General features: G+C 63.2%; 20 protein-coding genes. 11 read left to right on the forward strand and 9 right to left on the reverse strand.

All coding sequences use genetic code 11. From position 1 onward, the window contains the following. Positions 1-963 (forward strand): 2-oxo acid dehydrogenase subunit E2 (locus tag V0U35_RS07715; RefSeq protein WP_330196113.1); only part of this gene is annotated, 963 nt, incomplete at its 5' end. Positions 964-981: 18 nt separating this feature from the next. On the opposite strand, the gene V0U35_RS07720 is transcribed toward V0U35_RS07715, so the two are convergent. Then, complete coding sequence (locus V0U35_RS07720) at positions 982-2067, reverse strand: serine hydrolase domain-containing protein (RefSeq protein WP_330196114.1); 1086 nt, start codon at positions 2065-2067, stop codon at positions 982-984. A 235-nt stretch (positions 2068-2302) separates the two neighbouring features. On the opposite strand from V0U35_RS07720, the gene V0U35_RS07725 reads away from it, so the two are divergent. Further along, positions 2303-2674: a cupin domain-containing protein gene (locus tag V0U35_RS07725; RefSeq protein WP_330196116.1), complete on the forward strand. Its 372-nt coding sequence runs from the start codon at positions 2303-2305 to the stop codon at positions 2672-2674. 92 nt (positions 2675-2766) lie between these two features. Here V0U35_RS07725 and V0U35_RS07730 read toward each other — a convergent pair whose 3' ends face one another. The 5 genes from V0U35_RS07730 to V0U35_RS07750 all read right to left on the reverse strand — a co-directional run bounded on the left by V0U35_RS07730 (position 2767) and on the right by V0U35_RS07750 (position 5649). Then, positions 2767-3438, reverse strand: coding sequence for an alpha/beta fold hydrolase (locus tag V0U35_RS07730; protein ID WP_330196117.1), 672 nt, complete (start codon positions 3436-3438; stop codon positions 2767-2769). A gap of 15 nt (positions 3439-3453) precedes the next feature. Continuing rightward, positions 3454-3666 carry an alpha/beta hydrolase family protein gene (locus V0U35_RS07735; RefSeq protein ID WP_330196118.1) on the reverse strand — a complete coding sequence of 71 codons (213 nt, stop codon included), beginning with the start codon at positions 3664-3666 and terminating at the stop codon, positions 3454-3456. A gap of 118 nt (positions 3667-3784) precedes the next feature. Further along, entirely contained in the window at positions 3785-4390 is a 606-nt protein-coding gene (locus tag V0U35_RS07740) for a phage tail protein (RefSeq protein WP_330196119.1), read from the reverse strand. Positions 4391-4405: 15 nt separating this feature from the next. After that, positions 4406-4999 (reverse strand): phage tail protein, encoded by a 594-nt coding sequence (locus V0U35_RS07745; protein ID WP_330196120.1) that lies wholly within the window; start codon positions 4997-4999, stop codon positions 4406-4408. A gap of 41 nt (positions 5000-5040) precedes the next feature. After that, complete coding sequence (locus V0U35_RS07750) at positions 5041-5649, reverse strand: phage tail protein (protein WP_330196121.1); 609 nt, start codon at positions 5647-5649, stop codon at positions 5041-5043. Between the two features lie 240 nt (positions 5650-5889). Here V0U35_RS07750 and lpdA point away from each other — a divergent pair, with 240 nt between their 5' ends. The 3 genes from lpdA to V0U35_RS07765 all read left to right on the forward strand — a co-directional run bounded on the left by lpdA (position 5890) and on the right by V0U35_RS07765 (position 8872). Beyond that, positions 5890-7302 (forward strand): dihydrolipoyl dehydrogenase, encoded by a 1413-nt coding sequence (lpdA, locus tag V0U35_RS07755; RefSeq protein WP_330196122.1) that lies wholly within the window; start codon positions 5890-5892, stop codon positions 7300-7302. Between the two features lie 80 nt (positions 7303-7382). Beyond that, on the forward strand, positions 7383-8042 hold the full coding sequence (locus V0U35_RS07760; RefSeq protein WP_330196123.1) for a bactofilin family protein: 660 nt from the start codon (positions 7383-7385) through the stop codon (positions 8040-8042). A gap of 104 nt (positions 8043-8146) precedes the next feature. After that, positions 8147-8872, forward strand: coding sequence for a hypothetical protein (locus V0U35_RS07765; protein WP_330196124.1), 726 nt, complete (start codon positions 8147-8149; stop codon positions 8870-8872). On the opposite strand, the gene V0U35_RS07770 is transcribed toward V0U35_RS07765, so the two are convergent. After that, a complete protein-coding gene (locus V0U35_RS07770) occupies positions 8869-10521 on the reverse strand; it encodes an AMP-binding protein (RefSeq protein ID WP_330196125.1) in 1653 nt (550 codons plus the stop codon). The two genes, V0U35_RS07765 and V0U35_RS07770, sit on opposite strands and share 4 nt — an antisense overlap. Before the next feature lie 229 nt (positions 10522-10750). Between V0U35_RS07770 and V0U35_RS07775 the strand changes: the two genes are divergently transcribed. From V0U35_RS07775 to V0U35_RS07790, 4 genes are all read left to right on the forward strand, one after another. Continuing rightward, the gene (locus tag V0U35_RS07775) at positions 10751-11617 is read left to right on the forward strand and encodes a DUF4097 family beta strand repeat-containing protein (RefSeq protein ID WP_330196126.1); all 867 of its coding nucleotides are present in this window, start codon (positions 10751-10753) and stop codon (positions 11615-11617) included. Between the two features lie 48 nt (positions 11618-11665). Further along, positions 11666-12889, forward strand: a complete 1224-nt coding sequence (locus V0U35_RS07780) for a DUF8173 domain-containing protein (RefSeq protein WP_330196127.1) — start codon at positions 11666-11668, stop codon at positions 12887-12889. 118 nt (positions 12890-13007) lie between these two features. Beyond that, positions 13008-13976, forward strand: coding sequence for a lipoyl synthase (lipA, locus tag V0U35_RS07785; protein ID WP_330196128.1), 969 nt, complete (start codon positions 13008-13010; stop codon positions 13974-13976). Next, positions 13973-14473, forward strand: a complete 501-nt coding sequence (locus V0U35_RS07790) for a type II toxin-antitoxin system RatA family toxin (RefSeq protein ID WP_330196129.1) — start codon at positions 13973-13975, stop codon at positions 14471-14473. Before lipA ends, V0U35_RS07790 begins: the two co-directional genes overlap by 4 nt. Here V0U35_RS07790 and V0U35_RS07795 read toward each other — a convergent pair. Continuing rightward, positions 14456-14950 (reverse strand): CinA family protein, encoded by a 495-nt coding sequence (locus V0U35_RS07795; protein ID WP_330196130.1) that lies wholly within the window; start codon positions 14948-14950, stop codon positions 14456-14458. The genes V0U35_RS07790 and V0U35_RS07795 overlap by 18 nt on opposite strands. After that, positions 14947-16116 carry a bifunctional 2-C-methyl-D-erythritol 4-phosphate cytidylyltransferase/2-C-methyl-D-erythritol 2,4-cyclodiphosphate synthase gene (locus V0U35_RS07800; RefSeq protein ID WP_330196132.1) on the reverse strand — a complete coding sequence of 390 codons (1170 nt, stop codon included), beginning with the start codon at positions 16114-16116 and terminating at the stop codon, positions 14947-14949. Before V0U35_RS07800 ends, V0U35_RS07795 begins: the two co-directional genes overlap by 4 nt. Before the next feature lie 74 nt (positions 16117-16190). Between V0U35_RS07800 and dusB the strand changes: the two genes are divergently transcribed. Together dusB and V0U35_RS07810 are read left to right on the forward strand one after the other, a co-directional pair. After that, positions 16191-17174 carry a tRNA dihydrouridine synthase DusB gene (gene dusB, locus V0U35_RS07805; RefSeq protein ID WP_330196133.1) on the forward strand — a complete coding sequence of 328 codons (984 nt, stop codon included), beginning with the start codon at positions 16191-16193 and terminating at the stop codon, positions 17172-17174. Positions 17175-17316: 142 nt separating this feature from the next. Next, complete coding sequence (locus V0U35_RS07810) at positions 17317-19494, forward strand: sensor histidine kinase NtrY-like (RefSeq protein ID WP_330196134.1); 2178 nt, start codon at positions 17317-17319, stop codon at positions 19492-19494. Positions 19495-19496: the final 2 nt, after the last annotated feature.

The raw sequence follows: 19496 nt of genomic DNA on the forward strand, positions 1-19496 counted from the left end.
CAGGCCGCTGCCACGCACGCACCGGTTTCGGATTCAGGGAACCGCATCAAGGCCTCCCCGCTGGCGCGCCGCATGGCCGAGCAGGCCGGTTTGGACTTGGCCACGATCACCGGGTCAGGCCCCGGCGGGCGGATCGTCAAGCGTGACGTGGAAGGGGCCGGCAAGGGCACGGCGCAAGCCGCCGCGCCGCAAGCCGCTTCTGCCACGCCTCAAGCCGCCCCGGCACCGGTCATTGATGTCGACGAGCCGCTCGCGCCCTTCGGCATTCCGGCTTCGCGCTACGCGGTCGAGAAAGCCGACAACATCACCAAGATTTCGGCCAAGCGCCTGACCGAATCCTTCCGCGACGTGCCGCATTTCCCACTCAGCGTGGATTGCCGCCTCGACGCGCTGCTCGCCTTCCGCAAGCAGGTCAATGAGAAGGCCCCCGACGGCGTGAAGGTCTCGGTCAACGACATCCTCATCAAGGCGTCGGGCCTGGCGCTGAAGCGTGTGCCGGCGGCGAACTCCTCCTGGATCGGCGATGGGCGCATCGCGCGCCACAAACACGCCGACGTCTCGGTCGCCGTGGCGATCGAGGGCGGGCTGATCACGCCGATCATCCATGACGCCGACGCCAAGGGCCTCGCCCAGATCTCTGCGGAAATGAAGGACCTCGCCGCCCGGGCCCGCGAGCGCAAGCTGAAGCCCGAGGAATTCCAGGGCGGAACGTTCTCGCTCTCCAATCTCGGGATGATGGGAATAAAGTCCTTTGCATCCATCCTCAATCCGCCGCAGGGCATGATCCTGTCGGTCGGCGCGGGCGAGGAACGCCCGGTCATCACAGATGGCGCACTGGCCAAGGCGACCGTCATGACGGTCACGCTGACCTGCGATCACCGCGTGGTGGATGGCGCAACCGGCGCGGCCTGGATCTCGGCCTTCAAGGGCTTCGTCGAAGACCCGGTGACGATGCTGATGTAGGCGCGGCCGGTCGGCCGGTCAGTCCGGTTCGCCGAGCGCCAGGATCAGGCTCAGCAAGTCGCCATATCCGCGCATGCCGAGGCGCGGATTGCCCGGCTGGTCGGTATCCATCCGGTGCACGATCACCATGTCCCGGCTGGGGATGACGGTCAGATAATGCCCGCCCGCACCGGCACCGGTGTACATGTCCGGGGCCAGCCCGGCGGCTTCGGCTGACGCGTCATCGGCCGGTTTCCACCACATATAGCCATAGCCACCGGCCCAGGCCCCGTCCCAACCGGTTTGTGAATGCGTGGCCGTGCTGTCGGCGACCCAGTCGGCAGAAAGGAGTTCCGCGCCATTCCATTGGCCGTCCTGCAGCATCAGCTGGCCGAACAGGGCCAGGTCACGCGCAGAAATCCGGATGTGATAGGCCGCAAAGGCCGTTCCGGGCGTGTAGAAGCGGTAGGCATCAAACGCATTCCAGTCCTGCATGCACAACGGCTCTGCGAACATGCGCTGGAAGGCCCCGTTATAGGTGCGGTGCGAGACCCGCTCGAAAATGTGTCCCGCAACGTTGAAGTCCCAATTGTTGTAATACCAGTGCTCCCCGGGGGCATATTGACCCCGCTCGGGCCGGGCGTCAGCCATCGCCTGGGTTTCCGCCGCCGAGGCGATATAGACGCCCGAGCGCGCGGAAATGATGTCCCGGACGGTGGCCGTGCGTTCGGTATCCGTCAGCCCCCCGAAATCGTCGATATCAAGCTGGACCAGCGTCGTATCAAGCGAGAGAGCTCCGGCGTCGACGAGCACGCCGATCATCGCGCTCATGACCGACTTGCGCAGCGAGTGCAGCAGGAACGGACGCTCGATCTCGCCCCGGCTGTACACCACTTCGCCGCCCTGCAGGATCATCATGGCCGCTGTCCCGATCTCATCGGCTCGCACGTCCAGTGCGGCCAGGTCAGCGTCGCTCCAGCCAAGGGCGGCGGGATTGACGGCAGTTTCGAGCGGATAGCCGTCGCAAACGGGTATGTCCTGGGCCAGCAGTGCTCCTGAACAAAGAGTGACGCACGACAAGCCAGCGAGCGCCGTTTTCAGTGAGTGCAGTGTAGTTCGAGACATGACCTTCCCCTATTTATCGCCTGGACCCCGGTGTGCGGTCTTCTCTTGGGCCGGCCGGTCCGTCCGGACTGTGACCGTGAGGTTTCGATAAATTCAGTTGGGGCAGCCGGCAGGTGCCAGGGGCGGGGCAGGCGGACAGCCTTTCGCTTCGGATCCCCCTCGCCAGGGCCGTATGGCGGATATCAGGAATTGCATTCCGGCTTCTCTCACGCCTTCGGGGTGTTAGGGTCTGCTCATGACAACACCCCCGGTACTCAACCTCGCGGACAAGCACAGCCGGTTCAGCGATATCTGGTCGCCCAAGCGCATCGCGCGCCTCGACGACTACGAGGTCAAGCTGGCCAAGGCTGAAGACGAATTCGTCTGGCACCACCATGAGGACGAGGATGAACTCTTCCTCGTCACGAAAGGCCGTCTGCGTATCGAGATCGAGAATGCCGAACCGGCCATTCTCGGCCCCGGCGAGATGACCGTGATCCCCAAGGGGGTCCGTCACCGCCCGGTGGTCGAGGAGGGGCCGGTCCACATGCTGCTCCTGGAACGTGGAAGCGTCGTCAACACCGGCGACGCCGGCGGCGATCTGACGGCTGTGGTCGAGGATATCTGAATTGCATCGCTTTGCGTCATTCCCCGGCTTGGCCGGGGAATCTCGAAACAGAGATGCCCCGCATGAAGCGGGGCATGACGCAGCAAATAAGACTACAGCAACCCGAACTTCTCACACGCCGCCCGCGCGATTGGCTCGCCCCATTCCTGCACGAAATGGCCGCCATCGGCGATTTCCATCGGCTCGGGGCAGTTCCGGATCAGCTTGTGTAGCGCGCGCATGGCGGGCGGGCCGAGCACCGGGTCCTGCATGCCGATCGCCATGAAGCTGTCGCCGGTCCAGTCCTCGCTCCAGAATTTCACCGCTGCCATGCCGGTATCGACACCCTCCATCGACGGATCGATCGGAACGAGCGCCGGAAAGCGCCGGACACCGCCCATGTATCGCGGATCGGGGAAGGGCGCCTGATAGGCCGCGACTTCTGCCTCGTTCAGGATCGGCGTCGCGCGTTTCATCAGGTCACCGACATTGAATTCGGGATTGCTGGCGACATAGTCGCGCCAGGCGAGGAAACCCGGTCCCGGATCCATCCCGACGCCGATGCCCGTATTCATCACGATGAGGCGCGTGAACTGGTCCGGATAATCCATCGGCAGGGTCAGGCCGAGAAGACCGCCCCAGTCCTGGCACACGAGGCAGATGTCGCGGAGGTCCATCCGATCGAGGAAGGCTTTCAGGAAATTGCGGTGAAAGTGGAAGGTGTAGACCGCGTCGTCGACCGGCTTGTCCGACCGGCCGAAGCCGAGAAAGTCCGGCGCGATCACCCGCCCGCCAGCCTTCTAAAATACCGGGATCATCTTGCGATAGAGATAAGCCCAGCTCGGTTCACCATGCAGGCAGAGGAAGACCGGTCCGTCCTTCGGCCCCTCGTCGACATAGTGGACGCGCAGTCCCTCATAGCCCGGCAAATCGTCGATATAGCGCGGGCTGTAATTCCATCCGTCCAGATCCGCGAACCGGTCTTCCGGTGTCCTGAGAGCCTCTATCGTCATTTGGCTGTTCCTCCCCGATGCCTGGCGCAGGCTAACCGGTGAGCGGGTCGGGCCCAAACGGAAACGGCGCGCCCCGTGACCGGGACGCGCCGCACCTGACCGTGTCAGTCCATCTGCATCAGGGACGCGGTGGATAAAGCCCCTGGGTGGTGACGATGCAATACCGGATCGTCAGGCTCGGGGCCATGTTGTTGAAGGGCTGGCCACCGCCGGCCGATGTCACCACCAGCGGCGACATCGGCGTATCGACAGGCGAGGGCGAGTAGGGCGTCTGCCCGTCATCGAACGTCGCGAGCGTATTGTTCAGTGGCGTTTCTTCCGTGTGTTCGTGGGACGTGCCGTAAACGGGGTGGGAATGGGATGGCAGGCCTTGGGCCCCCATCGTCGTGGTTTCGGACCCCACTGCGGCTCCCAGCGGATAGTCCGGTAATCCGCCCTGTCCGGCTCCGTAGGAGACCGGAACGCGCCCGCGCAAATCCGGCAGGGCGAAGCTGCTCCGGCCATCTCCGCCGTAGGTGGTTCCCAGAAGCGAATAGAGTGCCTGGTTCTGGACAATCGCCAGAAGTGCGCCATTGGCTTCGGACGAGCCTTGCGGACAGAAGTTGAAGCCGACCATGAAGATGTCGCCGAGATAGCGATCACTGGTCTGGGCCTGGGCGGGCGCGGACACCCCTGCAAGGCCGGTTGCGGCCGCGCAGGCCGCGAGAAGAAGTGCGTGTTTCATCGTGATCTCCCTGACCTATGGCCGCGACGGATAGATACCGACGAGCGCGACGCAATAGCGTGCCCCCACCGATGGTTGCTGGATGTAGACCGGTGTGTTGTTGCCGGTTTCACCGACGACCTGAGGGTTCATTTGCGGTCCGTTGGCATTCGCATCCCCGTAGACATTCGTGCCAACCGGATAGGTGCCAAGCGTCGATCCCGACGGCGTTGCGCTGGTGCCGGCAACGCTGCTGGCATTGAAAGTGTGCGAGTGGCTGGCAAGGTTCGAGGTCAGCAGGGTGACATCCGGCTCGCCGGCGGTTTGCCCGAGCATCCGATTACTCAATCCATTGCCGTGACCATGATTCATCGCCATCCGGCCGCGAAGGTCAGGCAGGCCGAACGTGGAACGCCCGTCGCCGCCATAGATCGTGCCGTAGAGGCTGAACAGGGCGTCGTTCTGGCTGATGGGAAGAAGCTGCCCGTTGGCTTCGGCCCAGCCCCGCGGACAGTAAGTCCCGGCTGTGACCATGATTTCACCGACGAAGGGCGGTTGCTGCGCGAGAGCCGTGCCGCCGCACAGGAGGCTGGCGGAAAGCGCCGCCAGCGATAGAGAGCGTCTAAGCATGATAGTCTCCGAAAATCCTTGGTTAACCGGGCGGGCCGGTCCTAGTTGCGAGGCGGGTAGAGGCCTTCGACCGCGATGCACATCGTCACGCCAAGCGTCGGTTGATACAGGCTGAAGGGCTGGCCACTGCCCGTTGGGGACACCACGGCCGCGTTCAACTGCACGCCGGGCTCCGGCGGGTCATTGGCATAAACGTCGATATTCGGATCGGTGTAGGTCGGCAGAGCATGACCGCCCGGCGAATTGTATTGTCCGCCGCCATCAACCGCACCAACCAGGCGGTGGTTATGCGCCGGCATCTCGCTGGTTGTCAGGGAATGTGACGGGGCACCGAAGTATTCGCCCTGGGTAACAGTGGGAAGGCCCGGACCCGTTCCAACATGGGTGGTCGTCCGCCCACGCAAATCGGGCAGCGCGAACGTGCTCTGGCAGTTGCCGCCGTAGTTGCAACCGATCAACGAAAACAGGGCCGTGTTGTCACTGATCGCCAGTACCTGGCCATTGGCTGGCAAGAACTCGCGCGGACAGTAGTTTTCGCCGACCGCGACGATCTGCCCGATATAGGTATCTGGCGCGGCCAGAGCGGCTCCGGCGCACAGACTCGCGCCTGAACTTGCCAGCACGGCGATGAAGGCTGATTTCCAACGCATGGGTTTGTCTCCTCCCGAGTGAGACGGAAAGCATTCGCTTGAGAGGAGAAAAATACAACAGGAATTTGAAATTAAAGTTGTGCATAATCGGTCACGCTACCCGCGGCCGCTGACCGGCATTGGTACAGCCGGTGCGCATTTAATCCTGACGTATGCGCATGGCTGCTTTGCAAGCCATGAGTTGATCTTCCGCCCTCCGACCGGCAAGAAGCGCGATGGAAAGCACAAGGGTGAGATGCGATGTCCGACCAGTTTGACCTTATCGTGATCGGCGGCGGGCCGGGCGGCTATGTGGCTGCGATCCGGGCCGCGCAACTCGGGCTGAAGACGGCGGTTGTGGAACGCGACAAGCTCGGCGGCATCTGTCTGAACTGGGGCTGCATTCCGACGAAAGCGCTCCTGCGGACCGCGGAAATCTATCACTTGATGGAACGCGCTGGGGAATTCGGCCTGAAGGCGGACAACATCTCGTTCGATATTGCCAAGGTCGTCGACCGGTCGCGCAAGGTCGCCGGCCGCCTGTCTGGCGGGGTCGCGGGGCTGATGAAGAAGAACAAGATCACCGTGATCGAGGGTTTTGCCCGCCTGGAAAAAGGCGCACCAGCTCCGAAAGTGTTCGTGAAGGGCAAGGACGGCAAGGAAACCGGCTACGCGGCAAAGCACGTGATTCTGGCCACCGGTGCCCGAGCCCGCACCGTCCCGCAGGCCGGACTGGAGCCGGATGGCAAACAGGTCTGGACCTATCGCGAGGCCATGGTCCCGGACACCATGCCCAAATCCATTTTGGTGATCGGATCCGGCGCGATCGGCATCGAGTTCGCCAGCTTCTACCGCACGCTCGGAGCCGAGGTGACGGTGGTGGAAATGATGGACCGGGTGATGCCGGTCGAGGATGCCGAGATTTCCGCCTTCGCCGAGAAGCGCTTCAAAAAGCAGGGCATGAAAATCATGACCGGCGCGCAGGTCGAGAAACTCGACAAGGGTGCGACGTCGGTGAAGGTGCACGTCAAGTCGGGCGGCGAGGCCGAGGTGATCGAGGTCGAGCGGGTCATCCTCGCCATTGGTATCGCGGCGAATGTCGAGAATATGGGGCTCGAGGCGCTTGGCCTGAAGCTGGAGAAGGGCCATGTCGTCAATGACGGGTATGGCCGGACCAATGTCCCGGGACTCTACGCCATTGGTGACATCGCCGGACCGCCCTGGCTCGCCCACAAGGCGAGCCATGAGGGCGTCGTCTGTGTCGAAAAACTGGCCGGACAGAAGGATGTGCATCCCTTCGACAAATCCAACATCCCGGGCTGCACCTATTGTAATCCGCAGGTCGCCTCAGTGGGTCTGACTGAAGCCAGTGCCAAGGACGCCGGTCATGATGTGAAGGTCGGGCGCTTCCAGTTTGTCGGCAACGGCAAGGCCATCGCGCTCGGCGAGGATCAGGGCCTCGTCAAGACCGTCTTCGATGCAAAAACCGGTGAATTGCTGGGGGCCCACATGGTCGGGGCCGAAGTGACCGAACTCATCCAGGGCTATGTCATCGGCCGCCAGCTCGAGACGACCGAGGCCGAGTTGATGCACACGATCTTCCCGCACCCGACCCTGTCGGAAATGATGCATGAGAGCGTGCTCGACGCCTACGGACGCATGCTCCACATGTAGGACTGCATCCAGTTCCACGGCGTCACGCATCTGAGAACCGGACATGTGCACGACACGTGCATGAAACCGGGAGACGAAAGATGCGGATAATTTCGGGACTGGCTGCCTCGGCGCTGGCGCTGTGCGGCTGCAGCTATTCTTCACATGGACCGGCGGAAAACCGCTCGGTCGAGCGCGAGGGCATGGTCGCGACCGGTGATGTCGACGCCACGGGCAGCGCCGAATATGCCGGAATGATTGTCGCGTCCGGCGGCGATATTGGCCGTAATCTCGATCTGGCCGGTGCCAGTGTCACCTCCAGTGCCCGGGTCGGCGGCAATCTCAGCGCGGCTGGTGCACGGGTCCGGTTTACCGGCACCGTCGCCGGCAATACCGAAATCGAGGCTGCGACCGCGTATCTTGGCGGGCGCTATGACGGCAATCTGACGGCGATGGGAGCCCGAATCGTCATCGAGGGCGATGTTGGCGGGAGATTGCTTGCGCACGGTGCGCATATCCGGCTGGCGGGCCGGTTCGCCGAACCGGTCCAGGTGATCGGCGAGGGGAACAGGACCAGCGGCCGGGCTATTATCAGCGGCGAGCTGGCGGCCGGTGGGCAGGTGTGCGCGAGCCGCGTTGAAATCCGCGATTCCGCACGAATTTCCGGGAATTTGACCGTGATCGCTGATGAGCGTCCCAACGCATCGGCCACGAACGTCACCTATGTCGATCTGGCCGGGCGCGATTGCGACAGGATCTAGTATTCGGCCGCCCGCACGAAAATGCCGGACTTGCCATTTGATCGAAATTGCCAAGGATGAGCCCCCGGAAGGGGCTCTCTGACAATCCTGATGGGAGCTTGAACATGAAATACGCATTCCTGACGGCTGCTGCATTGAGCATGCTGGCTGCAGCCTCCGCCTCGGCCCAGAACCGGTCTGTCGAAATGTCCGGCATTGCCGTGGACTATCGCGGCACGGTTGAGGGCGACGGCGAATTCTCCGGTGCCAGTGTGGATGTCAGCGGCAGCTTTGGCGGCGACCTCGAAGTCTCCGGCGGTGCCGTGGATGTTGACGCTGACGTCGGTGGACAGCTTGAGGCGAGCGGCGGCGCGGTCGATCTGAATGGATCCTTCGCTGGATTTGCCGAGATTTCGGGCGGTGCCGTCGACATCAATGCCCAATTCGGGTCCGATGTCGAAATCAGCGCCGGCGCGCTCGACATCAGCGAAGGCAGCCGGTTTGCCGGTGAATTCGACCTGTCCGTTGGCGCAGCTGATCTGAACGGCACGTATGAAGGCCGGATGGATGTTGAATTCGGTGAAATGGAATTCGGCGGTCACGCCTTTCAGGCAGTGTCATTCGAGGGCGACCATCGCAGCGGGATTTTCCGCCGTCGTGACCGCAGCGAAATCCATATTTCCGGGCGTCTCGACCAGGGTGGCGAGGTGTGTGCCCACGAAGTGGAATTCCGCGAGGGCGCGCGGATCGGTGGCACCCTGCTGGTGCGGGCCGATTCCGAACCGACGTTCGAATCCGGCGTTGACCGCTCGAATGTCCGCTTTGAACTGCGGGACGGCGACTGCGACTAGCCGAGTTCGGCTTTTGCCAGCTTCTCCACGCCGACATAGTCGATCTTGCCGGTGCCGAGGACGGGAACTTCGCTGACGCGTACGATCCGCTTCGGTACCGCGAGTTCGGCAATGCCGTGATTGCGGGCGAACCCGACGAAATCACCCCGGTCGGCCTGGTCGTAATCGGTGACCAGGACGATCTGCTCGCCCTTGCGGGAATCGGACAGGGTGACTGCCGCGTGGAGGTTTTCGGGCCAGAGCGATGTGGCGCAGTTTTCCACCACTGCCAGTGACACCATCTCGCCGCCCAGCTTGGCAAAACGCTTCAGGCGGCCCCGGATCGTGATGCAGTTTTCCTCGTCGAAGGTGACGATGTCACCGGTATCGTGCCAGCCGCCATCCAGCGGGACGATCACGCCCGGATTGGTCGTGTAGATGTATCCCTGCATGATGTTCGGCCCGCGGATCATGAGCCGCCCGCCACGGTCAATGCCCTCGACCGGCTCAAGCCGGCCCTCCATGCCGGGCATCAGCCGCCCGACTGTCCCGGGCCGGTTGCGGCCGGGCTGATTGACCGCGACCACAGGGGCCGCCTCGGTCGCGCCATAGCCCTCCAGGATTTCCAGGTTGAACTGGCGGCGGACCAGTGACCGCGTCTCGTCGCGGACCCGTTCGGCCCCGCAGACCGCCATTCGCAGGCTGGCCAGGTCCTCCTTCTGTGCCGAGCGCGCGTATTGCCCCAGGAAGGTGTCGGTCGCGAACAGGACTGTCGCCTTAGTCTCGCCGACGCGCTTGGCGATGGTTTTCGCTTGCAGCGGTGTCGGGTGAAGCACGGCCGGCACCCCGACCAGGAGCGGCAGCAGCAAACCACCGGTCAGGCCGAAACAGTGGAAGGTCGGCAGCGGGTTGAAGACGATGTCGGTCTCGTAGATGTCCACATGGGCCGCGGCCTGTTCGACGTTCGAGACCAGGTTGACGTGGCTGAGCGCGACGCCTTTCGGATCGCCCTCGGTGCCTGAGGTAAACAGAACCACGGCGGTGTCGTGCGGATTGGGCCGGGACTTGATCGCCCAGGGCGCAACCGTTCCGATCAGCGCCATCGCCTTGTCCATAGGGCCGAGATTGTCGCGGATATCCTCCAGATAGATGAAGTCCAGCTCTTCGCTTAGCTGGTCGACCAGCGGCTGTAGCTCGCCCAGCTCGATGAATTTGCGGGCTGTGACGATGACTTTCGCCTCGGCGGCACGGCAAGCGGCCTTCAGCGCCTTGGCTCCCGCGGTGAAATTCAGCATCGCCGGAATGCGCCCATAGGCCTGGACCGCGAAGAAGGCGAGGGCGGCACCCGCCCCGGTGGGCAGGAGAATCGCGACCTTCTCCTTGCTGCCCCGGCCTTTTCGCAAGGCGTTTCCGAGCGCAAAGGAGCCTTGCACGATCTGGTCGTAGGTTAGCTCGCGGCCATCCGCATCGATGATGGCGATCTTGTCGCCACCATGCTTGGCGCGTGCGCGGAGCAGGGCATCGAACACGCTGCGCGTATAACGGGATGCCGGAAACTCACCTCCGGACACAATGTCCGAGGAGACGGGCGTCGGTGCCGGGTCTGTCGATTCACTAACGCCGCTGTCTTCGCGCACGAGCGGCTCTGCCTCGGCGGGCCTGTCGGTCATTTCGATTCTCCCGGTGGCGGCGCGCGGGCCGTCCTGTTTTGTTTTCGACACATTAGGCAGGCGCGGGAAAATAGGAAAGGAGACAGGTTCACTGAGGGAGATCGACTGCTTTGAATTTATCGAAAAACGAAAAATCGCTTTCATATCGAAATTCGATATGTTAGAGGGGGATTGTCGCTGGGGAGCGTCCCGGTCGCCGATATGGTGGCCACGTATGCGGAGACGTTAGATGGATACCCTTTTGTTGAAAACGGCCTCGGCCGGTGCCATTGCGGCACTGTCCCTGGCTGGAACGGGCTGCACGATGAGTACGTCTGTGGACGGTGGAAACCGGATGACCATGGGCGGCAATATCGACATGACGCTGGACCAGGACGACGATTTGAGCCTGATGGGCGGTGACATGACCCTGAATGGCCGCGTCGGCGGTGATGTCAGTGTTATCGGCGGCGATATCGAGGCTGATCTCGATGTGGGCGGCGATCTTTCCTTCGTCGGCGGCGAAGTGAATTTCCGTGGTTCGGTTCACGAGGCGTCGATTGCCGGCGGCGATATCGACTGGAATGGAAACTCCCGCGCTGATGTCAGCATTGCCGGCGGTGACATTCGTGTCGCCGGAACGATCGGCGGCGAGTTGAATGTCGCGGGCGGTGAACTCGACCTGCCGCGCGATCTCCGGGTTGAAGGCGACGCGTCCACCGCAGGCGGCGAAATTGATTTCTCGGGCCATGTCCGGGGCGAATATGCATCGGGCGCACGTGAAATGCGGGTCGGCGGCGTGATTGAAGGACCGGTCAAACTGGCTGCCGAGCCCGGCGAGGGGCGCTGGAGCTGGCGGGCTTCGGCCGACGGTGACGGCGCGCGCGCCGGCAGCGCGAACGGTCTTGTCGAGATCACGGGCGAGCTTCGCCAGGGCGGCATGGTCTGCGCCCGCAATGTCGTGATCCTGAACAATGCCCGTATCAGTGGCACGCTGCGAATCTGGTCGGATAATGAACCCGATATCCGTGCCGGCGCTTCGGTTGGCGAGATCGTGACCGAAGATCGTGCCGGGCGCGATTGCGACGACATTTTCGACGACCACGACCGGGCCTAGGGTCCATGTTTTCCGATTCCTGACGCCGGGGGGCTCAAGGAGAAACCCATGTCTATCAAGACACTGATTGCAGCGGTCGGGCTGGCCGCTGCACTGCAGGCCGGCGCTGCGGCCCAGTTCATTGGCGGCGACGTGACGCTGCACGGGATCGACCGCGATGACGATCTGGTTATCGCGGCCGGCGATGTGTCGCTCAGCGGTCGCATTGGCGGCGATCTTCGCGGTTTTGGCGGTGACTTCACCGTCAATGCCGACGTCGGTCAGGATGTCCGTCTCGTTGGCGGGTCGATCACATTCGAGGGGACAGTAGCCGGTGATGTCGAAATGGCGGCTGGCAATATCGAATTCAACGCCAATGTTGGCGGAGATGCCGACCTCGCGGGCGGTTTCGTCAATGTCCGGGGGCGCATCGAAGGCGAAACGGCCGTTGGAGCCGGGGCGATCGAGTTCGGACGGGATTTTGTCGGTGCGGGACGGGTCGAAGCCGGCGGCGAGGAAATCACCTTTCAGGGCACCAGCCTCGGGTCTGTGGAATTCCACGCCTCGGAAGTCATCATTGATGGCCGTATCGAGGGCGATCTGGAGACCCGCGCCCGGGAACTGATCCTGCGCGATGGTGCGGTCGTGACTGGCCGGATCCATCACCGCGGTCCGAACCCGCCCGAGATAAGGTCCGCCGCCGTTGTGTCAGGTGAGGTCGAGCACGAAATCGCCAGATTCGACAGCGACTGGGAAGATTTCCACGACCTCGATCTCGATCTGGATTTCGCACCAATCGGCCCGATCATCAGCGTGGGCTTTATCGCCAGCGCCTTCCTCCTGGGTATTTTGGCATGCATGATTGCGCCGCGCGGTACGGCCCGGATTGCCCGCGAATTTCGCGATCGTCCGCTGGTCAGCGGCATGATCGGCCTGGTCCTGTTCGCCTTCTCTCCGGTCATCCTTGTGACCCTGATCGTCCTGCTGTGTATCACGCTGATTGGCATACCGCTGGCCGGATTCGTGGCGGTGCTGTACTTCCCGCTGCTCTTCCTGGCCTACGCGTTCGGAGCCATGGCGGTGGGTGACCTCATCTTCAATCGCCGGGGCAAACCGGCCGGGCTTGGCTTGCGGGCCCTGTCCATGCTGGTCGTGCTGATCGCGGCCGCGGCCATGGGCGTCGTACCGCTCCTGGGTGTGACAGCCGGACTCATCCTGATGTGCATTGGCCTTGGGGCCTGGGTCATGGCCCTGGGCAAAAAGGATCCGCAACCGGTGGAAACCGCGGTCTGACGGTTCAACTGGCGTAGACGCAGGGCGCACCGGGCCGCATGGCTCGGGTGCGTCCGGCTGATTCGCAAGGCGGTTATGCGCTTGATGTTGTGCTGGCTTGGCTCCATGTTCCGCCGCGATGGCTACCTTGATTGATACCGTTGCCGCGGCCGATGCTCGCGCCGCGCGGCACCCGGAAAAGCAGAAGCGTCCGGATTCACCCGTCCTGCGCAAGCCGGACTGGATCCGGGTCCGTGCGCCAATCGGCGAGACCTATTCCGAGACCCGCAAAATCGTGAAAGACAACGGTCTCGTCACGGTGTGCGAAGAGGCAGGCTGCCCGAATATCGGCGAATGCTGGGCCCAGAAGCACGCGACCTTCATGATCCTGGGCGATACCTGCACACGCGCCTGCGCCTTCTGTAATGTGAAGACGGGGCTGCCCGGACCTGTAGATCACGACGAGGCGCGCCGTATCGCCGAAGCCGTCGTCAAGATGGGTCTCGAACATGTCGTCATCACCTCGGTCGATCGCGACGATCTTGACGATGGCGGTGGCCAGCATTTTGCCGACGTCATCCATGCCATTCGCGACGCGTCGCCGACCACCACGATCGAGATCCTGACGCCGGACTTCCTGCGCAAGCCCGGTGCCGCGGAAATCGTCATCGATGCGCGTCCGGACGTGTTCAACCACAATCTGGAAACCGCACCACGCTTCTACCTCTCCATCCGCCCCGGCGCGCGTTACTACCACTCGCTGCGCCTGCTCGAGCGGGTCAAGGAGCGCGATCCCGCACAATTCACCAAGTCGGGCCTGATGGTGGGGCTGGGCGAAACCAAGCCGGAAGTCATGCAGGTGATGGACGATATGCGGTCTGCCGGCGTCGATTTCCTGACCATCGGCCAGTATCTCCAGCCGACCCGCAAGCACGCTCCTGTGGACCGCTTTGTGACGCCGGACGAATTCAAGGCCTACGAGACGATCGCGCGGGCCAAGGGCTTCCTGATGGTCTCGGCTTCGCCGCTGACCCGGTCGAGTTATCATGCCGGGGATGATTTCAAGCGTCTGCGCGCAGCGCGTGACGCTGAAATCGCGCGCTCATGAGTTCGCGGGTCAGGGAACGCCTGCGCATCCGTCACAGCCCCGAGGATGTCTATGCGCTGGTCGGAGACGTCGAAGCCTATCCAAAATTCATCAATTTGATCACTGCACTGCGGGTGAAATCTCGAGAAGAAACCGAACGTGGTTCGAGTCTCGTTGCCGAGGCAAAGGCGCGGTACAAATTTGTCTCGGAGCGCTTCGTTACCCGCGTGACCCTGGATGACATCGATCACCGGATCAATGTCGAACTCGTCAAGGGCCCATTTCGGTCGCTGGCCAACAGTTGGCAGATTTCCGCATTGCCGGACGGCTCGACGCTTGTCGATTTCGTGATTGATTTCGAGTTCAGCAATCCGATGCTGAACATGTTGCTCTCGGCCAACAAGGAACGCGCGGTCGGCTTTATCATTCAAGCGTTCAAGGCGCGTGCCGATCAACTCTACCCGAAAGTGGGGGCTGAAGAGTTTGATCTCGACGCCGCGTCAGGCGCGTCGGACTGACACCAACAGCCAGTCAAGCGCGGTGTCGACCGAAGCCGCCCGGACACCCGCACGGTTCAGGTTATCAAACCGGCATTCGCGGGTTTCTGTTACCCGACCGGTCTGCGCCAGTCCGAAGTAGACCAGCCCCGCTGGTTTTTTGTCGCTCGCGCCGGGACCTGCGACACCGGTGATCGACACCGCGATGTCCGCCTGAGAGCGGGAGAGGGCCCCCTCGGCCATGGCCTGAGCGACAGGGGCGGAGACCGCGCCGTGCCGCTTGAGCAGTTCTTGCGGTACACCCAACAGATCGGCCTTGGCCGCGTTTGAATACGTCACGAAGCCGCGCTCAAACACGTCCGACGAGCCGGCAATTTCGGTCAGCGCCGCGCTGACAAGCCCGCCGGTGCAGCTTTCGGCGGTCGCAATCATCAGGCCTTTCTTGCGCGCGGCCTTTAGCACCTCTGCGGCCAGGGTGGACGGGTCTGTTCCGCTCATGAAGCGTCCTTCCATCCACTGACGAGGGCCTGGGCCGTGATCCCTTCGCCCCGCCCGGTAAAACCGAGGCCTTCCGTGGTCGTCGCTTTTATATTGACCGCTGCCTCGCCAAGCCCTGTCAGTCCGGCCACGCGGGCACGGATGGCATCGCGATGGGGTCCGATTTTCGGCCGCTCGCAAATGATCGTCAGATCGACATGGGTCAGGATGACGCCAGCGGCCGCGGCAAGCGTCATCGCGTGCTCCACGAAGGCGCTGGACGCCCGGCCCTTCCATTGCGGATCGCTGGGCGGGAAGTGCTGACCGATATCGCCTTGTCCGCAGCATCCCAGAATAGCGTCGGTCAGGGCGTGAAGGACAACATCGGCGTCAGAGTGGCCGATCAGAGACAGTCCGGCCGCAATCTGCACTCCGCCCAGCATCATGGAATCGCCAGCCTCGAGACGGTGCACGTCAAACCCGCTACCCGTCACCGGTATCCGTCGCCGCTCTAGCCGTTCCTCGGCGCGGTCGAAATCATCGGGGAAAGTCACCTTCAAATTCTCCTCGTCCCCGGCGGTCAGCGTGAGTGTCATTCCGGCCCGCTTAGCAACTGCGGCGTCATCGGGAAGGTCGGCATCATCGGGCAGCGCCTGGTAGGCGGCCCACAACGCCGGGAAGTGGAAGCCCTGGGGGGTCTGGACCCGGAAGAGGCCGTCGCGCGACACTGGCTCGAATGCGCCATCGGCATCACGCCGGGTCAGGGCATCGGTGACCGGCAGGGCCGGTATGGCGGCGTCAAACGATCGCAAGCCGTCAAGCACACCGGATATGACCTGCGTGGAGACCAGGGGGCGCGCGGCATCATGGATCAGCACGAGATCCGGTGGGGTCTCCGACAGAACAGCCAGTCCGGCCCGTACCGAGGCGGTGCGGCTCGGCCCGCCATCCGCATGGATCACCTCTAACGGCAATGCGCCAAGCCTGTCGCGGTGAGCCGGATTGCTCACCAGCACGATACGCCCGATTTCCGGATGGGTCGCAAAGGCCCCAATAGTATGATGCAGCATGGGACGGCCGCCCAGCGTCCGGAACTGCTTGGGGACCGGGCCGCCGGCCCGCGTGCCGCCTCCGGCAGCGACGATGATGACGGCAAAGCTCAACGCTTCGACTTCCTTTGGTACCATTGCGGCAGTCTGTGTCGATGAGTAGGTTGCGCGGCCCTGACGGGCAAGTCGCCAGTAGCCGGACATGACAGGTCATGACCATCCAGATCGGTCCCCACACGATTGATGCGCGCGCCGTGCTTGCGCCCATGTCGGGCGTGACCGATCTGCCATTCCGCAGGCAGGCCCGCCGGTTCGGCGCGGGCTATGTCGTCAGCGAGATGGTGGCCAGCGAAGCGCTTGCCGAAGGCCGCGAGGACGTGTTGCGGAAGACCGCCCGCGATGAGGCCGGCGGTCCGCACATCGTCCAGCTGGCCGGCCGCGAGGCAAAATGGATGGCCCTCGGTGCCGGGATTGCGGCAGGCGAGGGGGCCGACATCATTGATATCAATATGGGCTGCCCGGCCAAGCAGGTCACACGCGGCCTTTCCGGGTCCGCCCTGATGCGCGATCTCGATCACGCCATGACGCTGATCGAGGCCGTGCTGGGGGCGACCGACCGCCCGGTGACGCTGAAAATGCGGCTCGGCTGGGATGACCGGTCCATCAATGCGCCGGAGCTGGCGCGCCGGGCCGAAGCGGCGGGCGTCCAGCTCGTCACGGTTCACGGACGGACACGCTGCCAGTTCTACAAGGGACAAGCCGACTGGCGCGCGGTGCGTGCGGTCAGGGAAGCCATCAGCATCCCCTTGGTCGTCAATGGGGATATCACCGATGCCCAGAGCGCCCGGACGGCGCTTGAACAGTCTGGGGCGGACCTCGTCATGATTGGCCGCGCCTCGCAAGGCCTGCCCTGGCTGGTTGGCGAAATCGACGCTGCCCTGAAAGGGGAGGTTCGCAAGACGGCACTGGCCGACAAACTGGACGGTCTCAAGGCCCAGCTTGCGGACTCGATCGCGCTTTATGGCGATCACATCGGGCTGCGGATGATGCGCAAGCATTTCGCATCTTTCATCGATGCGCTGCCCGGTGATGGTGTCGTTGCCCTGAAGGCGCGCCTGTGCCGCGAGCCCGACCCAGTCACTGTAGAGCGGGCCTTGAGCGAGATCGTGGAGGACATGGGCGCTGAAGCCGCCTGATAACGATCTGTTGCCGATATGTGCTATTGGTGTTGATCTTTGGCAACAGTTTGGTCAGTCTCCCCGTGATTGAACGGGATTTCTTGCGATCACCGACGAATTATCACTTCCCAAGGCGGCCCTGCCCCGGATTGTCACGGGCATGCTCGGTGCGGGCTTTGTCGTCGCCATTCTGGCGGTTGGCTGGGCGGCCTTTGCCTTTCTTGAAGGCGGGCAGGGCGGTGCAGCCGGCAATGCCTATGTCATGCCGGTACTCATTACCAATCTGGTTCTGATCCTTGGACTGGCCGGAATTGTCGGTTTCCGGGTAGCCCGGCGTTTCATGGGACGGCGTTATGGCGAGCCCGCTCCGCGGCTCCATTTGCGCTTTCTGGCTATGTTCGCAGCGGCAGCGGTGGTGCCGACCCTGCTGGTCGCGGTGTTCCTCGGCGGCGTACTGACGCGCGGGGTCGAATACTGGTTTGGCGAGCGGGTGAGTACGGTCGTCGAAAACAGCGCCACGGTCGCGCGCGAGACCATCGAGCGCGAAACCGCCGAAGCACTCGAGCAGATGCCATTGATGGCGTTTGACCTCAACCAGGAAGGCCCGGTCGAGGGGTTCCGGTCCAGCCGCATCCAGTATGTCCAGTATCTCCGTCAGCAGGCCATCGTGCGCGGTTTCCGGGCCGCCTACGTCATCGACAGTAACGGTACCGTCTTGGCGCGGGCGGAAACGTCAGACGAGGTGACTTTCACACCGCCATCTGCGCGCCTGTTTGAACTGGCGCGGGAGGAGGAGGGCGATGTCGCCGTTACCGACTCTGATCAGGACACCAGCGTGGGGGATTCCCGCCGGGCGCTGATGCAGCTGACGGCCTATGATGACGCGTATCTCTACGTTTATCTGAACGTTGACCTGTCTCTGCTGCGCCGGGCACAGGATGCGCTCGATGACTATCGTGAGACCCGCGACGGGGAAGTCCGCACGCGGGGTGTCTTCATCCTGATTTATTCCGAGGCCGCACTGCTTATCCTGCTCGGTGCTATCTGGCTGGCACTCTCTGCCGCGACGCGCGTTGTCCGGCCGGTCGCCAACTTGGTAACGGCCGCCGAACGGGTGCGCCGCGGAGATCTGGATTCGCGCGTAGAAGTGAAGCGCGAGGATGACGAGATCGCCGCTCTCGGCCGCGCCTTCAACCGGATGACCCGGCAATTACGGGGGCAGCGGCGGGAACTCATTGCGTCTCACGCCCAGGCCGAGCACCGCCGTGCGTTTACCGAAGCTGTTCTCGCCGGGGTCAGCGCAGGTGTTCTGGGCCTGGATGACGAGGGCCGGATCACGCTGGTTAACCGGTCGGCTTGCCTGCTGCTCGAACGCGACGAGGAGCAGCTGATTGGTGCCCATCTCGGCGATGTCGCGCCGGAGCTGGAAGTCACGGCCGCCGAGGCGCGCCGCCGTGCGGGCCATGTGGCTGAGCGCCAGGTCGAGCTCCAGGGCAGTGACGAGACGGTTTTGAGCCTCAATGTCCGCGCGGCCATGAATGAGGATGCCGGGCTGGTCCTGACCTTCGATGATGTCACCCGCCTGGTGGCCGCACAGCGCAATGCCGCCTGGCGTGACGTCGCGCGACGCATCGCTCACGAGATCAAGAACCCGCTTACCCCGATCCAGCTGTCTGCCGAACGGCTCCGGCGCAAGTATCGTGATCGTGTGGAAGGCAAGGATCAGGAGACGTTTGATCGCTGCACCGACACCATCATCCGGCAAGTCAGTGACATTGGCCGCATGGTCGACGAATTCTCGACCTTCGCCCGAATGCCCACGCCGAATGTCGGTCCGGTTGAAATGGGCGAGATGGTCCAGGAGGCGGTCTTCGCCCAGCGCGTTGCCAGCCCCGCGATCCGGTTCAGCTTCAACCGTCCGCCGGTTCCCGTCCACGCCGAGTGCGACGCCCGCCTGGCATCACAGGCGCTGGCCAACATTCTGAAAAACGCCTCTGAAAGCGTGACCGCACGGTGCGACCAGGAAGGCTCGAAAGGTGATACGGGCCGGATCACGGTCGAGTTGTTGTCCGCCAACGGGCAGGTCACTATCGAGGTGCGCGACAATGGACTGGGCTGGCCGACCCCGGATCGTGAACGGCTGACCGAGCCCTACATGACCACCCGGGAGAAGGGCACCGGCCTGGGGCTGGCCATCGTCAAGCGCGTGATGGAGGACCATCACGGCGCGCTCGAACTCGACACTCCGGAAACCGGAAGAGGGGCCATTGTCCGCCTCGTCTTCCCGGAATCCGCCGATACCCAAGCAAATGCCGAAACGTCCAGGGCAGAGGTCTGATC

It is taken from the genome of Hyphobacterium marinum (assembly GCF_036330325.1).
Classification (GTDB): domain Bacteria; phylum Pseudomonadota; class Alphaproteobacteria; order Caulobacterales; family Maricaulaceae; genus Hyphobacterium; species Hyphobacterium marinum.